Annotated in this window: 10 protein-coding genes; 9 read left to right on the plus strand and 1 reads right to left on the minus strand. The window is 70.7% G+C overall.

The annotated features are described in order from the left end of the window. Window positions 1-12: 12 nt before the first annotated feature. The 9 genes from AC3EO4_RS23160 to AC3EO4_RS23200 all read left to right on the plus strand — a co-directional run bounded on the left by AC3EO4_RS23160 (window position 13) and on the right by AC3EO4_RS23200 (window position 15,275). Window positions 13-1,278: an ABC transporter substrate-binding protein gene (locus AC3EO4_RS23160; RefSeq protein ID WP_431897716.1), complete on the plus strand. Its 1,266-nt coding sequence runs from the start codon at window positions 13-15 to the stop codon at window positions 1,276-1,278. A gap of 51 nt (window positions 1,279-1,329) precedes the next feature. Beyond that, complete coding sequence (locus tag AC3EO4_RS23165; RefSeq protein ID WP_431897718.1) at window positions 1,330-2,442, plus strand: glycoside hydrolase family 15 protein; 1,113 nt, start codon at window positions 1,330-1,332, stop codon at window positions 2,440-2,442. Further along, window positions 2,439-4,622, plus strand: coding sequence for a glycoside hydrolase family 31 protein (locus AC3EO4_RS23170; protein ID WP_431897720.1), 2,184 nt, complete (start codon window positions 2,439-2,441; stop codon window positions 4,620-4,622). Before AC3EO4_RS23165 ends, AC3EO4_RS23170 begins: the two co-directional genes overlap by 4 nt. Window positions 4,623-4,633: 11 nt before the next feature. Then, window positions 4,634-7,915, plus strand: coding sequence for a TIM-barrel domain-containing protein (locus AC3EO4_RS23175; protein ID WP_431897721.1), 3,282 nt, complete (start codon window positions 4,634-4,636; stop codon window positions 7,913-7,915). Continuing rightward, a complete protein-coding gene (locus AC3EO4_RS23180; RefSeq protein ID WP_431897723.1) occupies window positions 7,912-10,740 on the plus strand; it encodes a TIM-barrel domain-containing protein in 2,829 nt (942 codons plus the stop codon). The genes AC3EO4_RS23175 and AC3EO4_RS23180 overlap by 4 nt, the downstream gene beginning before the upstream one ends. A 419-nt stretch (window positions 10,741-11,159) precedes the next feature. Then, window positions 11,160-12,602, plus strand: coding sequence for a serine/threonine-protein kinase (locus AC3EO4_RS23185; protein ID WP_379572636.1), 1,443 nt, complete (start codon window positions 11,160-11,162; stop codon window positions 12,600-12,602). Window positions 12,603-13,270: 668 nt separating this feature from the next. Then, window positions 13,271-14,233 (plus strand): hypothetical protein, encoded by a 963-nt coding sequence (locus AC3EO4_RS23190; RefSeq protein WP_379572635.1) that lies wholly within the window; start codon window positions 13,271-13,273, stop codon window positions 14,231-14,233. Between the two features lie 9 nt (window positions 14,234-14,242). Further along, entirely contained in the window at window positions 14,243-15,064 is an 822-nt protein-coding gene (locus tag AC3EO4_RS23195; protein ID WP_379572634.1) for a GNAT family N-acetyltransferase, read from the plus strand. Between the two features lie 4 nt (window positions 15,065-15,068). After that, the gene (locus tag AC3EO4_RS23200) at window positions 15,069-15,275 is read left to right on the plus strand and encodes an FmdB family zinc ribbon protein (RefSeq protein WP_379572633.1); all 207 of its coding nucleotides are present in this window, start codon (window positions 15,069-15,071) and stop codon (window positions 15,273-15,275) included. Between the two features lie 76 nt (window positions 15,276-15,351). On the opposite strand, the gene AC3EO4_RS23205 is transcribed toward AC3EO4_RS23200, so the two are convergent. Beyond that, a complete protein-coding gene (locus tag AC3EO4_RS23205) occupies window positions 15,352-16,296 on the minus strand; it encodes a serine hydrolase (protein ID WP_431897726.1) in 945 nt (314 codons plus the stop codon). Window positions 16,297-16,720: the final 424 nt, after the last annotated feature.

Genomic DNA, 16,720 nt, shown 5'->3' on the forward strand with positions numbered 1-16,720 from the left:
GGATCACCCCCCATGACCAGGACAAGGCTCGCCTTCGCCGCGCTGGCCACCGCGGTCCTCGCCACCGCGTGCTCGCAGGGCTCGGCCACCAGGGACACCTCCGCCGCCGGTGAGGGCGGCAAGGTGACAGTGAGGTACTTCACCTTCTCCGCCGCACCCGACCACGTGAAGGACCTCGACAAGATCGTCGCCGCCTTCGAGAAGGAGAACCCGAAGGTGGACGTGGTCGTGGAGACCGCGCCGTACGACCAGTACTTCACCAAGCTGCAGACGAGCATCGCGGGCGGCACCGCGCCCGACACCTTCGAGCTCAACTACGAGAACTTCGTCACCTACGCCGACGCCGGCTCGCTGCTCGACCTGGGCCAGGTCTCGGGGGACTCCGCGCCCACCGGGTACGCGCAGGAGTCGCTGGAGGCGTTCAAGCACGAGGGCAAGCAGTTCGCGCTGCCCGCCTCCTTCTCCACCGTCGTCCTCTTCTACAACAAGGACCTGTTCAAGAAGGCGGGGATCGACGAGCCGACCGCCTCGTGGACGTGGGCGGAGGAGCAGGCGGCCGCCGAGAAGCTGACCGACAAGAAGGCGGGCGTGTTCGGCGACTTCCAGCCCGTGCAGTTCTTCGAGTTCTACAAGACGCTCAAGCAGACGGGCGGCGAGTTCCTCTCCGCCGACGGCAAGAAGGCGGCCTTCAACAGCCCCCAGGGCGTCAAGGCGGCCACGTGGCTGGTGTCCAAGGTGGGCAAGACCATGCCGACCGAGGCGGAGATCGGCGGCACCGCCGACTACGACACCAACCTGTTCAAGTCGGGCAAGCTCGCGATGTGGCACAACGGCATCTGGCAGTTCGCGGGGCTGAAGGACGTGCCGTTCGAGTGGGACGTCGTCGTCGAGCCCGGTGACTCGGCCAAGGCCAGCGCCGTCTTCCACAACTCGGTCGCCGCCTCCACCACGACCAGGCACGGGAAGGAGGCCTACGCGTGGGCCAAGTTCCTCAGCTCGTCGGGCGTGGCGGCCTCGACCAGGATCGAGTCGTCGTGGGAGCTGCCTCCGGTCTCGGACCAGGGCGTGCTCGCCGGGTACCTCAAGGACCCCAAGCCGGCCAACCGCCAGGCGGTCTTCGACTCGCTGAAGTCGATCGCGCTGCCGCCGGTGATCAAGCGGCAGCAGGAGATGCAGGACGCGGTGACCCAGGAGTTGGCCAACGCGGCGGCGGGCCGGGCCTCCGTCGAGGAGGCGCTCAAGACGGCGGCCGCCAAGGTGGACGAGCTCCTCGGCTGACCCTGTCCCCGAATCCTTCGGCACCATTCACTCACCAGGAGATCTGACCAAGTGATCGTAGGAAGCGACCTGGCGCGGGCGCAGCTCGTGTCGCGCAGCGTCGATGTGATCAGCACGCACCAGTCGCCCTCGGGGGCCTACCCGGCGTGTCCCACCTTCTCCGCCTACCGCGGCTACGCGTGGCTGCGCGACGGCGCGTTCATCGCCGAGGGCATGAGCCGGTCCGGCGTGCTCGAAGGGGTGACCGCCTTCCACGAGTGGTGCGCCGGCGTCGTCGGCGCCCGCCAGGCGCGCGTGGACGCGCTGGTCGGGCGGGCCGCCGACGGCGAGAGCGTCTCCCCCGCCGAGATGCTGCCCACCAGGTTCACGCTCGACGGCGGCGAGGGCACCGACGAGTGGTGGGACCACCAGCTCGACGGCTACGGCACGTGGCTGTGGGCACTGGCCGAGCACACCGGACGGCACGGCACCGAGGTGAAGGGCGCGCGCACGGCGGTCAGGGTCGCGGCGAAGTACCTGTCGTGGTTCTGGGACCAGCCCTGCTACGACTGGTGGGAGGAGCACGTCGACCAGCGCCACGTCTCGACGCTGGCCGCGATCCACGCCGGCCTGAGGGCGGCGATCGGCACCGGTTTCCTCGACGAGCAGGAGGAGAGGGCGGCGGCCGAGGCGGTCGAGGGCATCGCGGCGCTGGTCGCGGCCGAGGGGATCGCGCAGGGCGGGCACCTGCGCAAGTGGCTCGGCAGCGACGCGGTCGACGCGAGCCTGCTGGCGTGCGTGTATCCGTTCGGGCTCTACCCGGTGGACCACCCCGTCTCGGTGGCCACGGTGGCCGAGGTGGAGAGGCGACTCGCCCACGAGGGCGGGGTGTACCGCTACCTGGCCGACACCTTCTACGGCGGCGGCCGCTGGGTGCTGCTGGCGGGCTTGCTCGGGCTCAACCACGCCGCGGCGGGCCGGCGCGAGGAGGCGCTGCGCTACCTCGACTGGATGTGCGCGCAGGCCACCGCGACAGGCGAGCTGCCCGAGCAGGTGTCGGACGTGCTCCTGGCGCCGGGCAGGTTCGACGAGTGGCTGGCCCGGTGGGGCTCGGTGGCGACCCCGCTGCTGTGGTCGCACGGGATGTACCTGATGCTCGCCGACACGCTGGAGGTCCGCGCATGATCCGCCATCGTCCTCACGGGTCGGGGCACCCGTACGCCGAGTCGGAGGACCAGCGGGTGCCCGTCCTGCCGATGGCAGGCGAGAGCGTCGAGCTGCGGGTGCGGGCGTCGGCGAACGTGGACTCCGTGGTGTGCGACTGGGTCGACATCGGCTTGCCCGCGCTCGAACTGCCGCTCAGCCGTCCCGCGGCCGAGGAGGAGTCCGCCGCGGCCGACGGCGGGCATCTCGCGGCGGCGCAGGCCAAGGCGGCCAGGGCCGCCTCGGGATCGTGGTCCGTCGTGACACCTCCGCTGGAGGCGGGCCGCCGCTACAGCTACCGGTTCCGCGGTGGCGGCACAGGTTCCTCACGTTCGTTCACCACCACGTGGTTCCATGTGACGGCGGCGGAGTGGAGAGACGAGGGCGGGCGGCTGACGGTCGTGGGCCGCGACCGGGTGGTGCCGGGCAGCGTCCGGTGGCTGGCCGACGGCGACGAGGTACGGCGGGGCCGCTTCGAGCTGGCCCTGGAGCCCGGCGCGCACGTCGTCGGGTTCGGCGAGCGCTTCGACGCCGTCGACCAGCGGGGCAGGACGCTGGACGCGGTGGTGTTCGAACAGTACAAGTCGCAGGGCGCCCACGGGCGCACCTACCTGCCGATGCCGTTCGCCATGGTCGTCAACGGCTCGCGCAGCTGGGGCCTCCACCTCGACACCTCCCGCAGGACCTGGTACGAGATCGGCGAGAGCATCGTCGTCGAGGCCGAGGGCGCCGACCTGACGTTGAGGATCCACGAGGGCTCGCCCGCCGAGGTGCTCGACGCCTTCCTCGGCACGGTGGGCAGGCCGGCCGAGCTGCCCGACTGGGTGTTCAGGCTGTGGGCCAGCGGCAACGAGTGGAACACGCAGGACCGTGTCATGGCCGAGATGGACCGGCACCGCGAGACCGACATTCCCGTGGGCGCGCTGGTCATCGAGGCGTGGAGCGACGAGACGACGTTCACGGCGTTCAGGGGCGCGGAGTACGAGCCCTCGGAGGAGCCGCACACGCTCGCCGACTACCGGTTCCCCGCCGACGGTCCGTGGCCCGACCCCAAGGGCATGGTGGACGAGCTGCACGCGCGCGACATCAAGGTGCTGCTGTGGCAGATCCCGCTGCAGAAGATGCGCCCGCACCCCAGGCACCAGGCGGCCGTGGACGCCAGGCAGATCCTCGACAGGTGCGTCAGGGAGGCGGACGGCAGGCCGTACCGGAACAGGGGCTGGTGGTTCCCGCTGGCGCTGATGCCGGACCTGAGCTCGCAGGAGGTGCGCGACTGGTGGACGGCCAAGCGCCGCTATCTCGTGGAGGAGGTCGGGATCGACGGGTTCAAGACCGACGGCGGCGAGCACGCGTGGGGCCACGACCTGCGCTACGCCGACGGGCGCAGGGGTGACGAGGGCAACGGGCTGTTCCCTGTGCACTACGCGCGCGCCTTCGGCGACCTGCTCAGGCAGGCGGGCAAGGCGCCCGTCACGTTCAGCAGGGCCGGTTTCGCGGGCTCGCAGCCGCACGGCGCCTTCTGGGCGGGTGACGAGGACTCCACGTGGGAGGCGTTCCGTTCCTCGATCAGGGCCGGGATCACCGCTTCGGCCTGCGGGATCGTCTACTGGGGCTGGGACCTGGCCGGGTTCTCCGGCGAGCTGCCGAGCGCGGAGCTCTACCTGCGCGCCGCGGGCACGTCGGCGTTCATGCCGATCATGCAGTACCACTCGGAGTTCAACCACCACCGCAGGCCGCTGCGTGACAGGACGCCGTGGAACATCGCGGAGCAGACGGGCGACTCCCGGGTCGTCCCGGTGTTCCGGCGGTTCGCGCAGCTGCGGGAGCGGCTGGTGGGCTACCTGGCCGACGAGGCGCGCAAGACCATCGCGGGCGGCGCGCCGCTGATGCGCGGCCTGTTCTTCGACCACCCAGGCGACCAGGACATCTGGCGCCACCCGTTGCAGTACAAGCTCGGCGACGCCCTGCTGGTCGTGCCCGTCACCGACCCCGGCGCCGACAAGGTGGAGGCCTACCTGCCCGCGGGCGAGTGGGTCGACGTCTGGACGGGCCTCGCCATCGACGGCGGGCAGACGCTCACGCTGCCCGCTCCCCTCGACCGGCCGCCGGTGCTCTGTACGGCAGAGCGCTGGCCCGACCTCTCTCCCGTCTTCACATCCTGAGAGGAGCACTCATGGCCGAGCTCGCCGAGGTCATCGAGAAACACAGCACCTGGTTACGGCCGGGCGTCATCGTCGCGGTGACCGTCCTGCTGGCCTCCCTCGTCGCCGCTCCCGCCTACGCGCTGGACGGCGTCTACCACCAACCGACCGGAATCGACGACCTCTACTCGGCCGAGCCGACCGAACGCTCCCCCCGCGACCCCATGGCGGGGGAGAACGTCCAGATCAACGCCACCACCTGGCCGATCGAGCCTGGTCAGACCGTCTGGGTCACGTGGACGAAGAACGGGGTGAACCAGACCCCCGTCGGCGCGGCGTGGGATCACAACAACGGCAACAACAGCTACTGGAAGATCAACCTGGGGTCCTTCGCCAGGGGCGACCAGATCAGCTACACCGTGAACGCGGACGTGAACGGGGGCGGGCAGAGGAGCACGGGCCCGTTCGCGTTCACGGTCACCTCGTGGAGCACGGTGACGAACGTGACGGGCTTCACGAACAACGGCACATCAGTGGATGTCACGACCGGTGATAGCTCGGGGTCGTTCACGCCGAAGATTCGGTTCGCCTTCCCCGCGCTCGACCGTTTCAGGACGCAGATCGCACCCGCGGGCTCCGGCCTCGCCATCTCGGGCGTGTCCGGCTACACGGTGTCGGACTCGGCGGGCACGCTGACGATCTCCACGAGCTCGCTCGTCCTGAAGATCCAGAAGTCACCGTACCGGCTGTCGATCTACAAAGGCGACGGCACGACTCTGATCACCAGGCAGGACAGCACGAACAACATCCGCTGGGCCAGTGACGGCGCCACCACCGTCACCAAGATCGAGGACAACTACGCCTCTCCCGCGGGAGAGCGGTTCGAGGGGTACGGCGAGCGCTACGACCGGCTCGACCAGCGCGGCACCAGCGTGCACAACTACGTCTACAACCAGTACAGGGACCAGGGCGCGACCCGCCGCACCTACCTGTCGGTCCCGTTCTTCACCAACTCGGCCGGCTACGGCATCTATCTGCCCAGCACCCGCTACGCCCTGTTCACCCCTGGCGACAGGGCCGGCTTCGCCGTGGACACCGGCGGCGCGCTCGCCTCCACCCTCGACTACCACTTCTTCGCCGGAACCCCCGCGAAGATCGTCGACGACTACACCGCGGTCACGGGACGCCCCCAGCTGCCGCCGAAGTGGGCCTTCGGCGTGTGGATGTCGGCCAACGAGTGGAACACCCAGGCGGAGGTCACCGCCGAGCTGGCCAACGCGAGCACGCACAAGATCCCGCACACGGCGATGGTGCTGGAGCAGTGGAGCGACGAGGCGACCTTCTACGTCTGGCACGGCGCGACCTACACGCCCACGTCCGGCAGCGGGAAGCTGGCGTACTCGAACCTGACCTTCCCCGCCGGCACGGCATGGCAGAACCCGAAGGCGATGGTCGCCGACGCGCACAGCAAGGGGATCAAGATGATCCTCTGGCAGATCCCCGTGCTGAAGGAGAACTTCGACGCCAACCCGCCGACGGCCCCCCAGCAGCACCTCAACGACAAGGCGTACGCCGAGGCCCAGGGCTACGTCGTGAAGAACCCCACCAACGGGCCCTACCGCATCCCCACGGGCCAGTGGTTCGGCGACAGCATGGTGCCCGACTTCACCAGCACGGCGGCCACCAACTGGTGGATGAGCAAGCGCGACTACCTCATGGACGAGGTCGGGGTCGACGGCTTCAAGACCGACGGCAGCGAGGCGATCTTCGGTAGGGGCGTGAAGTTCGCCGACGGCCGCAAGGGCGACGAGATGCACAACGCCTACCCCAACAGCTACACCAAGGCCTACAACACCTACGTCAAGGGCAAGAACGCGCAGAACACGATCTTCAGCAGGGCGGGGACCTCGGGCGCCCAGACGAGTTCGATCTTCTGGGCGGGCGACCAGAACTCGAGCTTCTCCGCCTTCCAGGAGGCCGTGCGGGCACAGCTGTCGGCGGGCCAGTCGGGCGTGCCGTACACGGCGTGGGACCTGGCGGGCTTCACCGGCGACTTCCCCAGCGCCGAGCTGTACCTGCGCTCGGCGGCCCAGGCGACCTTCTCGCCGATCATGCAGTACCACTCGGAGAAGTCCAACCCCTCCGCCTCGGAGGCGCGCACGCCCTGGAACGTCCAGGCGCGCACCGGCGACACGTCCGTGATACCGGCGTTCAGGAAGTTCGCCAACGTCCGGATGAACCTGATCCCCTGCCTCTACACCGAGGCGAAGGCGAGCTCGGCGACGGGCGTGCCGATGATGAGGGCGATGAGCTTCGCCTTCCCCGGTGACGCGACGGCGGCGCCGCTCGACCAGCAGTACCTGTTCGGTTCGCAGCTGCTGGTGGCGCCGATCACCACGCAGGGGGCGACCTCCAAGAGCGTCTACCTGCCCGCGGGCGAGTGGTACGACCTGTGGAACGGCGGCAGGTTCACCGGGCCGGGCACGAAGACCTACAACGCGGGCCTGGACACGATCCCCGTCTACGCCAGACCCGGAGCGATCATCCCGCTCAACCTCAACGCCGACTACCAGCTCGGCGGCGAGATCGGCAACAGCGTCACCTCCTACACCAACCTCGTCTTCCGGATCTATCCGGCGGGCAACAGCTCCTACGCCTACTTCGAGGACTCCGCGGGCGCCAGCCGTACCGTCTCCTCGGCGGAGGACTGGGGCGCGCACCAGGTGGCGGTGACCGTACCGGCGCTGACCACGACGTCGACGCTGCAGGTGGCCTCCACCAAGCCCACCTCGGTGACCGGCGCCACGGCGCGGGCCACACTGGCCGATCTGAAGTCGGCGGCCGAGGGCTGGTGGTGGGATCCGGCGCAGCAGCTCACCCACGTGAAGCTCGCCGGCGGCGCCGCCAACAGGACCGTGACGCTCAACGGCGTCGACAAGGCGGGCTACGAGGCGGAGTTCGCCACCGGCACCGGCACCTCCACCAACACCGACCACCCCGGCTACACGGGGACCGGGTTCGTCGACCAGTTCTCGGCCTCGGGTGACGCCGTCACCTTCCAGGTGAAGGCTGACGCGGCCGGCGGGCACCAGCTCAAGCTCCGCTACGCCAACGGCGCGGCCACGGCCGCCTCGGTCACGGTCACCGTCGACGGCGTCTCGGCGGGCACGCTCTCGCTCCCGTCCACCGCCAACTGGGACACGTGGGGGACGGCGACGCTCACCACGTCACTGGCCGCGGGCGCGCGATCCATCAAGATCTCGTACGCCGGCGGCGGGGTCAACCTCGACAACCTGGTGGTGGCGCGGCCATGAGACGAGCACTCGTGATGGCGCTCGCGCTGATCGTTCCCCTGCTGGTCGCGCTGCCCGCGCAGGCGGCCGTGCAGCGGGTGCAGTTCACGAGCGGGTCGACCTATCTCGTCGTGGAGTTCCTCGACGACGACCTGGTCCACTTCGAGCTGGCAGACGGCACCGCTCCCGGCACGGGGGCGGCGCTGTTCACCACGCCCCAGGTGGCCAAGAAGGACTACACGGGGCCGACCAGCTTCAACCAGACGGGCAACACGCTGACCACCGCCTCGATGAAGATCGAGGTGACGGCGGGCACGCTGTGCGTGAAGGTGTCCGACCCCACGCGGCTGCTGTACGAGGCGTGCCCGCGCAACCTCTCGCAGGCGTGGAAGGGCCTGACGATCACCAAGGGCTCGATCCAGAACGCCTACGGGCTCGGCGAGCAGTTCTTCATGGGCGGCAGCGCCGACGGCGACTGGGTGGGGCGCACCCGCACCCCCGGCGGCCAGTACGGCAACGCCATGGCCTACGACACCGACAACGGACCGGTCGGCAACGCCCAGATCCCCGTCCTGTTCGCGGTGGGGGCGGCCAACCTCAACTACGGCCTCTTCCTCGATCAGGTCTACAAGCAGGAGTGGAACCTCACCGGCGACCCGTGGACCGTCGACACGTGGGGCGACCAGCTCCGCTGGTACACGATGACCGGGCCCGACCTGCCCGACCTGCGCAAGGACTACATGGAGCTGACCGGAAGGCCGCCCGTGCCGCCGAAGAAGGCGTTCGGGATGTGGGTCTCGGAGTTCGGCTACGACAACTGGGCGGAGATCGACAACCGGCTGTCGGGCCTGCGCGCGGGCACGTTCCCCGTCGACGGGTTCGTGCTGGACCTGCCATGGTTCGGCGGGGTGACGGCGGGCTCCGACAACACCCGGATGGGGTCGCTGTCGTGGGACACCGCGGCCTTCCCCAACCCCTCGGCCACCATCGCGTCCCTGGCCTCGAACGAGGGTGTGGGGCTGATGACGATCGAGGAGTCGTACATCGGCAAGAACCGGCCCGAACACGCGGACATGGCCTCCCGCGGCTACCTCAACAGGGCGGGATGCTCCTCGTGCGCGCCCGTCTACCTGACCACCAACGACTGGTGGGGCCGCGGCGGCATGATCGACTGGACGCAGGACGCCGCCGGCGACTACTGGCACGCCACCAAGCGCCGGCCCCTCGCCGACCAGGGTGTCATGGGCCACTGGCTCGACCTCGGCGAGCCCGAGATGTACGACGGCTCCGACTGGACCTCGGGCGTGCTGCCCGGCAAGCACGCCCACGCCGACTACCACAACGTCTACAACCTCAAGTGGGCCGAGAGCATCGCCCGCGGCTACGCCTCCGGCACGAAAAGGCCGTTCATGCTGGCCCGTTCGGGCGCGGGCGGCATGCAGCGGTACGGCGTGGCGATGTGGTCGGCCGACATCGGCTCCAAGCTGACGGCGCTGGCCCAGCAGCAGAATGTCCAGATGCACCTGTCGATGTCCGGGATCGACTACTTCGGCTCCGACATCGGCGGTTTCAGGCGGGAGATGCTCAACTCCGACCTGAACGAGCTTTACACCCAGTGGTTCGCCAACGGCGCCTGGTTCGAGGTGCCGATCAGGCCGCACACGGAGAACCTGTGCAACTGCGCGCAGACCTCCCCCGACAAGATCGGCCACACCGCGAGCAACCTGGCCAACCTGCGGCAGCGGTACGAGCTGACGCCGTACTACTACTCGCTGGCGCACAGGGCCGCCGCGTTCGGCGAGCCGGTCGTGCCGCCCCTGGCCTACTACCACCAGAACGACCTGAACGTGCGCGAGATGGGGCACGAGAAGCTCATCGGCAAGGACCTGCTGGTGGGCGTGGTCGCGGCGGCCAACGAGCGCAAGCGCAACATGTACCTGCCCGCGGGCACCTGGTACGACTACGCCACCAACGAGAAGCTGACGAGCACCGGGCAGTGGTTCAACGACCGGCCGCTGTGGGTGAACGGCTCGTTCAGGCTGCCGGCCTTCGCCCGCGCGGGGGCGATCATCCCCAAGATGTTCGTGGACGACAAGACCATGAACGTGATGGGCAAGCGGACCGACTCGACGACGAGGAACGAGCTGGTCGCCCGCGTGTACGCGGCCCCGGCCTCCTCGTCCTTCACCCTCTACGAGGACGACGGGACCTCCACCGCCTACCAGGGCGGGGCCGTCCGGACGACCCTGCTCAGCCAGCAGCTCAGCGGATCGACGGCCACGGTCACCGTCGCCGCCTCCAGCGGCACCTACACCGGCGCGCCCGCGAGCCGGGCGAACGTCGTGGAACTCGTCGCGGACACGCAGGCGTCGGCGGTGACGCTCAACGGGACGGCGCTCACCCAGCACGCCACCAAGGCGGCCTTCGACGCCGCCGCCAGCGGCTGGTACAACGCGGGCGGCAACCTCATCGTGGCCAAGTCCGCCTCGCTCGGCGTGACCACGGCGAAGACGTTCGCGTTCACGCTCGGGCAGGCGCCGGTGTCCGTCACCTTCTCGTGCGCGAACGGCACGACCACCGCGGGCCAGTCGGTGTACGCCGTGGGAAGCGTGCCGCAGCTCGGCGGCTGGTCGGTGGCCAGCGCGGTGAAGCTGTCGCCGACGGCGTACCCGACGTGGACGGGCACGATCGGCTCGTTGCCGCCGAACACGGCGGTCGAGTGGAAGTGCGTCAAACGGAAGGAGGCGAACTTCCCCGACACCGCCGACGCGTGGCAGCCGGGCGCGAACAGCACGTTCACCACGCCCGCGTCGGGAACCGGCGGCACGACCACCGGCTCCTTCTGACCGGCCGCACGTTGTGGCGGGCGCTCCCACCGGGGGCGCCCGCCCCCTTCGTTCCCGCCTTCCCCGCACGCTTCGGCCGCCCGCCCCCGGACGCGGACCACTTTCGCCCGCCCGCCCCCGGACGCGGATCGGGTTCGTCCGCCCCAGGACGCGGACCACGTTCGCCCGCCCGCCCCTGAACGCGGATCGCGTTCGCCCGCTCGCATCCGGACGCGGACCGCCCGGAGGCTCCCCTTGCCGGTACCCCAGCCGCTTCGCCGCGAGACCTCCTTCGGCCGTCCGGCGCGCGCGTGAACGGAGTGCGGGCGGTGCGGTTCGAGGGGTTATGCGGAGAACCTCCCGACACACCGCCGACCTGGCCCCCTACCCCGTCGGCTGTTTCCCCGATGGCGCGGGACCTGCGGTGTTAGCCTCGACAGGTGCTCGACTCGGGGACCACGCTCAACGATCGCTACCGCCTCATCTCCAGGCTGGGTGGTGGCGGCATGGGCGAGGTCTGGCGTGCCGACGACGCGGTGCTCGGCCGTACCGTCGCGGTGAAGGTCCTGCTGCCCGCCCTCATGGAGGACCCGCGCTTCGCCCAGCGCTTCCAGAACGAGGCCAGGGCGATGGCCACACTCACCCATCCCGGCGTCGTCGACGTCTACGACTGCGGCGCCTGCGAGCTCGGCGACGGGCGCAGGGTCTCCTTCCTGGTGATGGAGTTCGTCGACGGGGAGTCGCTCGACCGGCTGCTGCGCCGTTCGGCGCTCACGGCCGAGGAGACGATGCGCCTGGTCGCCGAGGTGGCCGACGCGCTGGCCGCCGCCCACGAGCACGGCATCGTGCACCGCGACGTCAAGCCGGCCAACCTCATGATCAAGGCTGACGGCAGCGTCACCCTCACCGACTTCGGCATCGCGCACTCGGCGTCGGGCGGGCAGCTGACCGTGACGGGCACCGTCATGTGCTCGGCGGGCTACTGCGCCCCCGAGCAGGCCTCGGCGGGCGACATCACCCCCGCGGTCGACGTCTACGCGCTCGGGGTGGTCGCCTACCAGTGCCTGACCGGCAAGCTGCCCTTCGACGGCGAGACGCCCGTCCAGATCATCTTCAAGCACCTCAGGGCGGCCGTTCCGCCGCTTCCCTACGACGTTCCCCCGGGGCCGCGGTCCCTGGTCGCCTGGGCGCTGGAGAAGGATCCCGCCATGCGCTGGTCCTCGGCGGCCGACATGGCGGCCGCCGCCAGGCACGCCGCCGCCCACCCGATGGACGACCTCACCCCTGTGACCGACCGCGAGACGGCCGCTGAGCGGTCCGCCTCCTCCGCCGACAGCGTGGCGTCGCAGGAGGGCGAGCCCGGCGTGGAACGGGTCGCCGAGCCCGTCACCATGCCCGCCGACCGGCAGCGCCGCGGTCGCAGGCGGGCGCTGCTGATGGCTGGCGCCACCATGGCCGCCCTCGTGGCGACGCTGGCGGCCGTCGGGTGGCCGTGGTTCCAGCAGCCCGTCCCCGTCAGCGGCGTGCAGCAGGAGCTGCCCGTGCCGGCACCGGTCGAGGGACGCACGGTGCAGGCGCGCGTGCCGGGCAAACAGGAGCAGGGACACACCCCGGTGGTCGGCGGCAAGACCAGAGCCACGCCCAGCCCCGACCAGGCGGCCACCGTCCCCCCACCCACGACACCGCCGACCGTCCCCGTCACGCCCCCGGTCACCCCTCCCACCGAGCCGACCCATGAACCGAGCGCAGAGCCTTCACAGGAGCCGACGACACCGCCCGGGCCGCAGGAGCCGACCACCGAGCCGACCGTCGACCCGCCCACCCCCGACCCGCAGACGGGGCCTGGCGGCGACGTCCAGTGCATCAAGGCCCCCTGCCCGTAGCCGCCGACCCACATCTCGCGCTCCGACGCCACCGCCGACGACACCTGAGCGAACCCCTGGCACATCGGCCCGCACAACCCGAGCCCACACAACCCGAGCCCACACAACCCGAGCCCGCACAGTCCGAGCCCACACAACCCGAGCCAGCCCCACCCGAGGCCGCGCAGACCGAGCCCGCGCAACCCGAGCCAGCCCCACCCGAGGCCGCGCAGACCGAGCCGGCGCCACCCCGGACCGCATCACCCGAGGCCTCGCCACCCGCGCCCGCACAACCCCGGACCGCACGACCCGAGGTGGGGCGCCCCCGCGGCGGAGTGCCCTGAGGCGAGGCGATCCCGGGGCGGTAGAGCCCTTTCGAGGGGACACCCGGGTCGGAGCCGGGTCGCCGGGTGTTGTCCCCGGAGTTCGCAGCGGGCCCAGCGGGCCGGAACCGCGGAGCGTGGGGCCGGACGTCACGGTGCTCGGCAGGACCCGTCACCCCGGGGAGAACGGGCAACCGCGGATGCGGGCGGCGAGGCCTGCGGAGTCCAGAAGGCGCGTCCCGAAGGCCGGGAGACAGCGGTTTCCCGGGGGTTGGTGTGGAGGCCGGCGGCAGGTTGGTGTTGTGTGGCGTGGGTCCCAGCACCCTCCCCCACACCACACCGAACGACACATGAGAGAGTGATCACGTGGAAACGACTCGTGATCTGCTCGTCGCGCTGGCCAATCGATACGCGTTCGCCGATCTCGGCGCGTTGGCCCCGACCGAGGAGATCGCCGAGGTCTGCGAGTTCGGCCAGCGGTTGCTCTCGCTGGACGCCGAGGACTTCGCGGTGGGCGCGCCCGCCGTACCGAGCGATCTGCGGCGCAGAGCCCGTGACTGCCACATGCCGCAGACGCCGCGCGAGCAGCCGAGAGGCGCGCTGGAGTCGCTGCGGCCCGCCTATGGCCTGCTGCTGGAGGTCATCGCGATCAGGTGGTTCCGTCGCGAGCTGAGCCCGATGATCGCGGCCGTGCACATCGCCAGCGAGTACCTGCCGCTGCTGGCGTTCGAGCCGCACCTCGGCCACGCGGGCGATCCGGCGCGCTGGCCGGAGGGGCTGAGCGCGCCCGGCAGCAGGTTCGGCGTGATCGGCGACAGGGAGTGCGACCACACCAAGTCTGAGCAGTCGGCGACGAACAGGACGCTGCGGGTGGCCAGCGAGCCGCCAGAGGGCTGGCGGGCCTACTTCGACAGGCAGCACAGCCAGGTCGCCGGCGCTCTGGCGGTCTGCGTGGCGACCTGCCGCAATCCTTGCTCGGCGATGGACTGGATCGCTCCGGAGGCTCGCGAGGACCTGCACGTGCGGGCCCGCACCGCGCTGGCGTTCGCGGAGACCCCGCTGGTACGGCTGCGCCACGCGGCGCCCGTCGGCCACGGTTTCGGCGTTCCCTCGCCCGAGGAGGTGCTCGACGCGTGGGAGCGCAGCAGGCTGGCGCTGGACAAGAACGAGGTGGGCTCGAAGGCGCTGGTCGACGACGGTTTCCCGATCCCCGGCCTGCCTTCGCTGGTCTCGGCCGTGGCGGGGACGCACCTGGAACCCTCCACGCTCCTGCACGACGTCAGCGCGCATGTCGCGAGCCTGCTAGTCGCGCAGGGCGATCTGGCATGATTCCTGATCGTGTGGACCTTCTCCCCTGACGCGGCGGAGTTCGCCGCGCACGCTGAGGCCTTCCTGGGAACGGATCCGGCGGCCAACACCGTGCCGCTCACCGTGCTCGCCGGGTTGCGCGACGGCATGCCCGGCGACGACGCCTCCTTCGGCTGGTGGAGCGAGGACGGCGAGGTCAAGGGAGCGGTCTTCCGCACGCCTCCCCGGCCCTTCTATCTGGCTCCCATGCCGATCGCCGCGGTGCGACCGCTGGTCGACGAGCTGCGCGTGCGCGGCGTCGGAACGCCGGAGATCTCAGGACCCGTCGACGTGGTCGACGCGTTCATCGCCGCGGCGGGCGCGACCCCTTCGCGCCGCAGGCCTGAGCGCCTCTACCGGCTCGGCACGCTCGAGGCTCCCGCCGTGGCCGGCAAGGGCCGCCGCGCGACCATGGGCGACTTCCCGCTGGTGATGAACTGGTTCGACGCCTTCGCCACCGAAGTGGGCCTGCACGGCGACGGCGACACGGCCGAACTGGCCCAGCGCCGCATCGCGCGGGGCGACATCATTCTCTGGGTGGACGGCGACGTGCCCGTCGCGCTCGCGGGCATCTCGCCCGAGGCGGCGGGGATGTGCAGGATCGGGCCCGTCTACACGCCGCCGTCGAGCCGACGTCGCGGGTACGGCGCCGCCGTGACCGCCTACGCCAGTCGGCTCGCGCTCGCCGAGCGCTGCACGATGACGGTGCTGTTCACCGACCTGAACAATCCCACCAGCAACGCCATCTACCAGAGCATCGGCTACCAACCGGTGTCCGACTATGCCCACGTGGTGCTCGAACCCGTACCCTAGGTCCATGCCGCGTTACGACTTCCGCTGCCGCGCCTGCGGTTCCACGTTCGAGCTGACCCGTCCGATGTCGGCCTCCGGTGACCCCGCGGCCTGCCCTGAGGGCCACACCGACACGGTGAAGCTGCTGTCGACGGTCGCCGTGACGGGCAACGCCTCCGCGCCCTCGGGCGGCGGTGGCGGCGGATGCTGCGGCGGCGGCTGCTGCTCCTGATCCGCGAGGCAGGATGACGCGGCGGTCTCGCCGTTGATCAAGCCCCGCCCGTTGACGACGTTCGTGGGCGATGCAGCTAGCCCGCGAAGGCGCGGCCTGCCGTCAGGGTCCGCGCGGACGACGGGCCTGCGCCGGTGAACGCGCGGACGGCCAGCCTGGCCGCCCGCTCGACCGTCTCGATGCCCGCCCCCATGTCGGGGCTGCGCTCCGACAGCACCGACACGAACAGTTCGTGGCCGGGCAGCGCGAGCCTTCCGACGCTGTTGATCGTCCACAGGCCGTCGTGCGCCCGGACGGGCAGCCAGCCGTTCTTCAGCGCCACCTGACCCTGTCCTGCCGCCGCGCTGACGCCCCAGGCCTGCTCGGGCGTGACGGACGACATGAGCCCGAGCGCGTATCGCTGGTGGCGGGCCGTGAGCGGGCCCGCGGGGTCGGTCAGGCGCTCGAGCACCTTCACCTGGTCGGACGGCCTGCTGAGGGTCTCGCCCCAGCTGTACCCCGGCACGGTGTGGGTGATGCCGAGCCCGCGTAGGACGTCGCTCAGTCCCTCCGGCCCGCCGATGGCGGTGAAGAGCCGCTGGGCGCTGGCGTTGTCGCTGTTTTTGATCATCAGGGCGGCGTGCCGCCGCTCCTGCTCTGTCAGGCTTCGTGCCTCGCTCTGCGCGCGCAGCAGCAGCGCGAGCAGGATGTCCACCTTCGCCACACTGGCCAGCATGAACGGATCCTGCTGGCGGAAGGTGTAGCGGACGTTCTCGGTCCTGTCGTGGACGGCCACCGCGAACCGCCCGGGACGGCCGGCGAGATAGGCCGCGAGCGCGCGGTCCAGCCGCCGCCGCGTCTCGGCGGGCAGACCCGCCGGCGGAGCCGATCGTCCCACGGCCACGAACGGGTCGCGTTCCCCTCCATCGGGCTCGGACCCCGCCGCCCGGTGCTCAGGCGCTGACGGTGCCGCGTCCGCGTGTGCGCACCCGACCGTGACGATCGCCAGTACCGCGACGAGCGCGATCCCCCGAAAACGCATGCAGCGGAGCCTGCCAGCCGTCCGGTAAGCACGGAGGCCGCCGAAGGTCAAGCGTCCATCAGTATTGCGCCTGGGGTACCGGACCGGACTCCGGCCTGGTTCTCTCGGAGGAGCCGCGGATCGGGAGGCGAGGCGATCCGCGTCGGGCCCCGCGTACCTAGCGTCGATGCCATGGATTCGATCACCGCGCCGCCCGTGCGGCGCCTGGCGGCCCTGGACACGCTGCGGGGCTTCGCCCTGGGCGGCATCCTGATGGTCAACATGCTCGGCATGGCGTTCATGACCGGCCCGCCGGACTCGGCCGCCAAGAACCTCGTGCACCTGGTGTTCGAGGGCAAGTTCTACGTGCTGTTCTCGTTCCTGTTCGGCTACTCCTTCACGATGCAGTTACGCGCCGCGAGCAGGAAACGGCGCCGGCGCCGTC

This window comes from Nonomuraea sp. bgisy101, from assembly GCF_057708945.1.

What these genes read in the sequence shown, in the direction of transcription:
- AC3EO4_RS23160 (WP_431897716.1), top strand. Translation starts at nt 13, where the DNA reads ATGACCAGGACAAGGCTCGCCTTCGCCGCGCTGGCCACCGCGGTCCTC.
- AC3EO4_RS23200 (WP_379572633.1), top strand. Translation starts at nt 15,069, where the DNA reads ATGCCGCGTTACGACTTCCGCTGCCGCGCCTGCGGTTCCACGTTCGAG.
- AC3EO4_RS23170 (WP_431897720.1), top strand. Translation starts at nt 2,439, where the DNA reads ATGATCCGCCATCGTCCTCACGGGTCGGGGCACCCGTACGCCGAGTCG.
- AC3EO4_RS23205 (WP_431897726.1), bottom strand. Translation starts at nt 16,296, where the DNA reads ATGCGTTTTCGGGGGATCGCGCTCGTCGCGGTACTGGCGATCGTCACG.
- AC3EO4_RS23175 (WP_431897721.1), top strand. Translation starts at nt 4,634, where the DNA reads ATGGCCGAGCTCGCCGAGGTCATCGAGAAACACAGCACCTGGTTACGG.
- AC3EO4_RS23180 (WP_431897723.1), top strand. Translation starts at nt 7,912, where the DNA reads ATGAGACGAGCACTCGTGATGGCGCTCGCGCTGATCGTTCCCCTGCTG.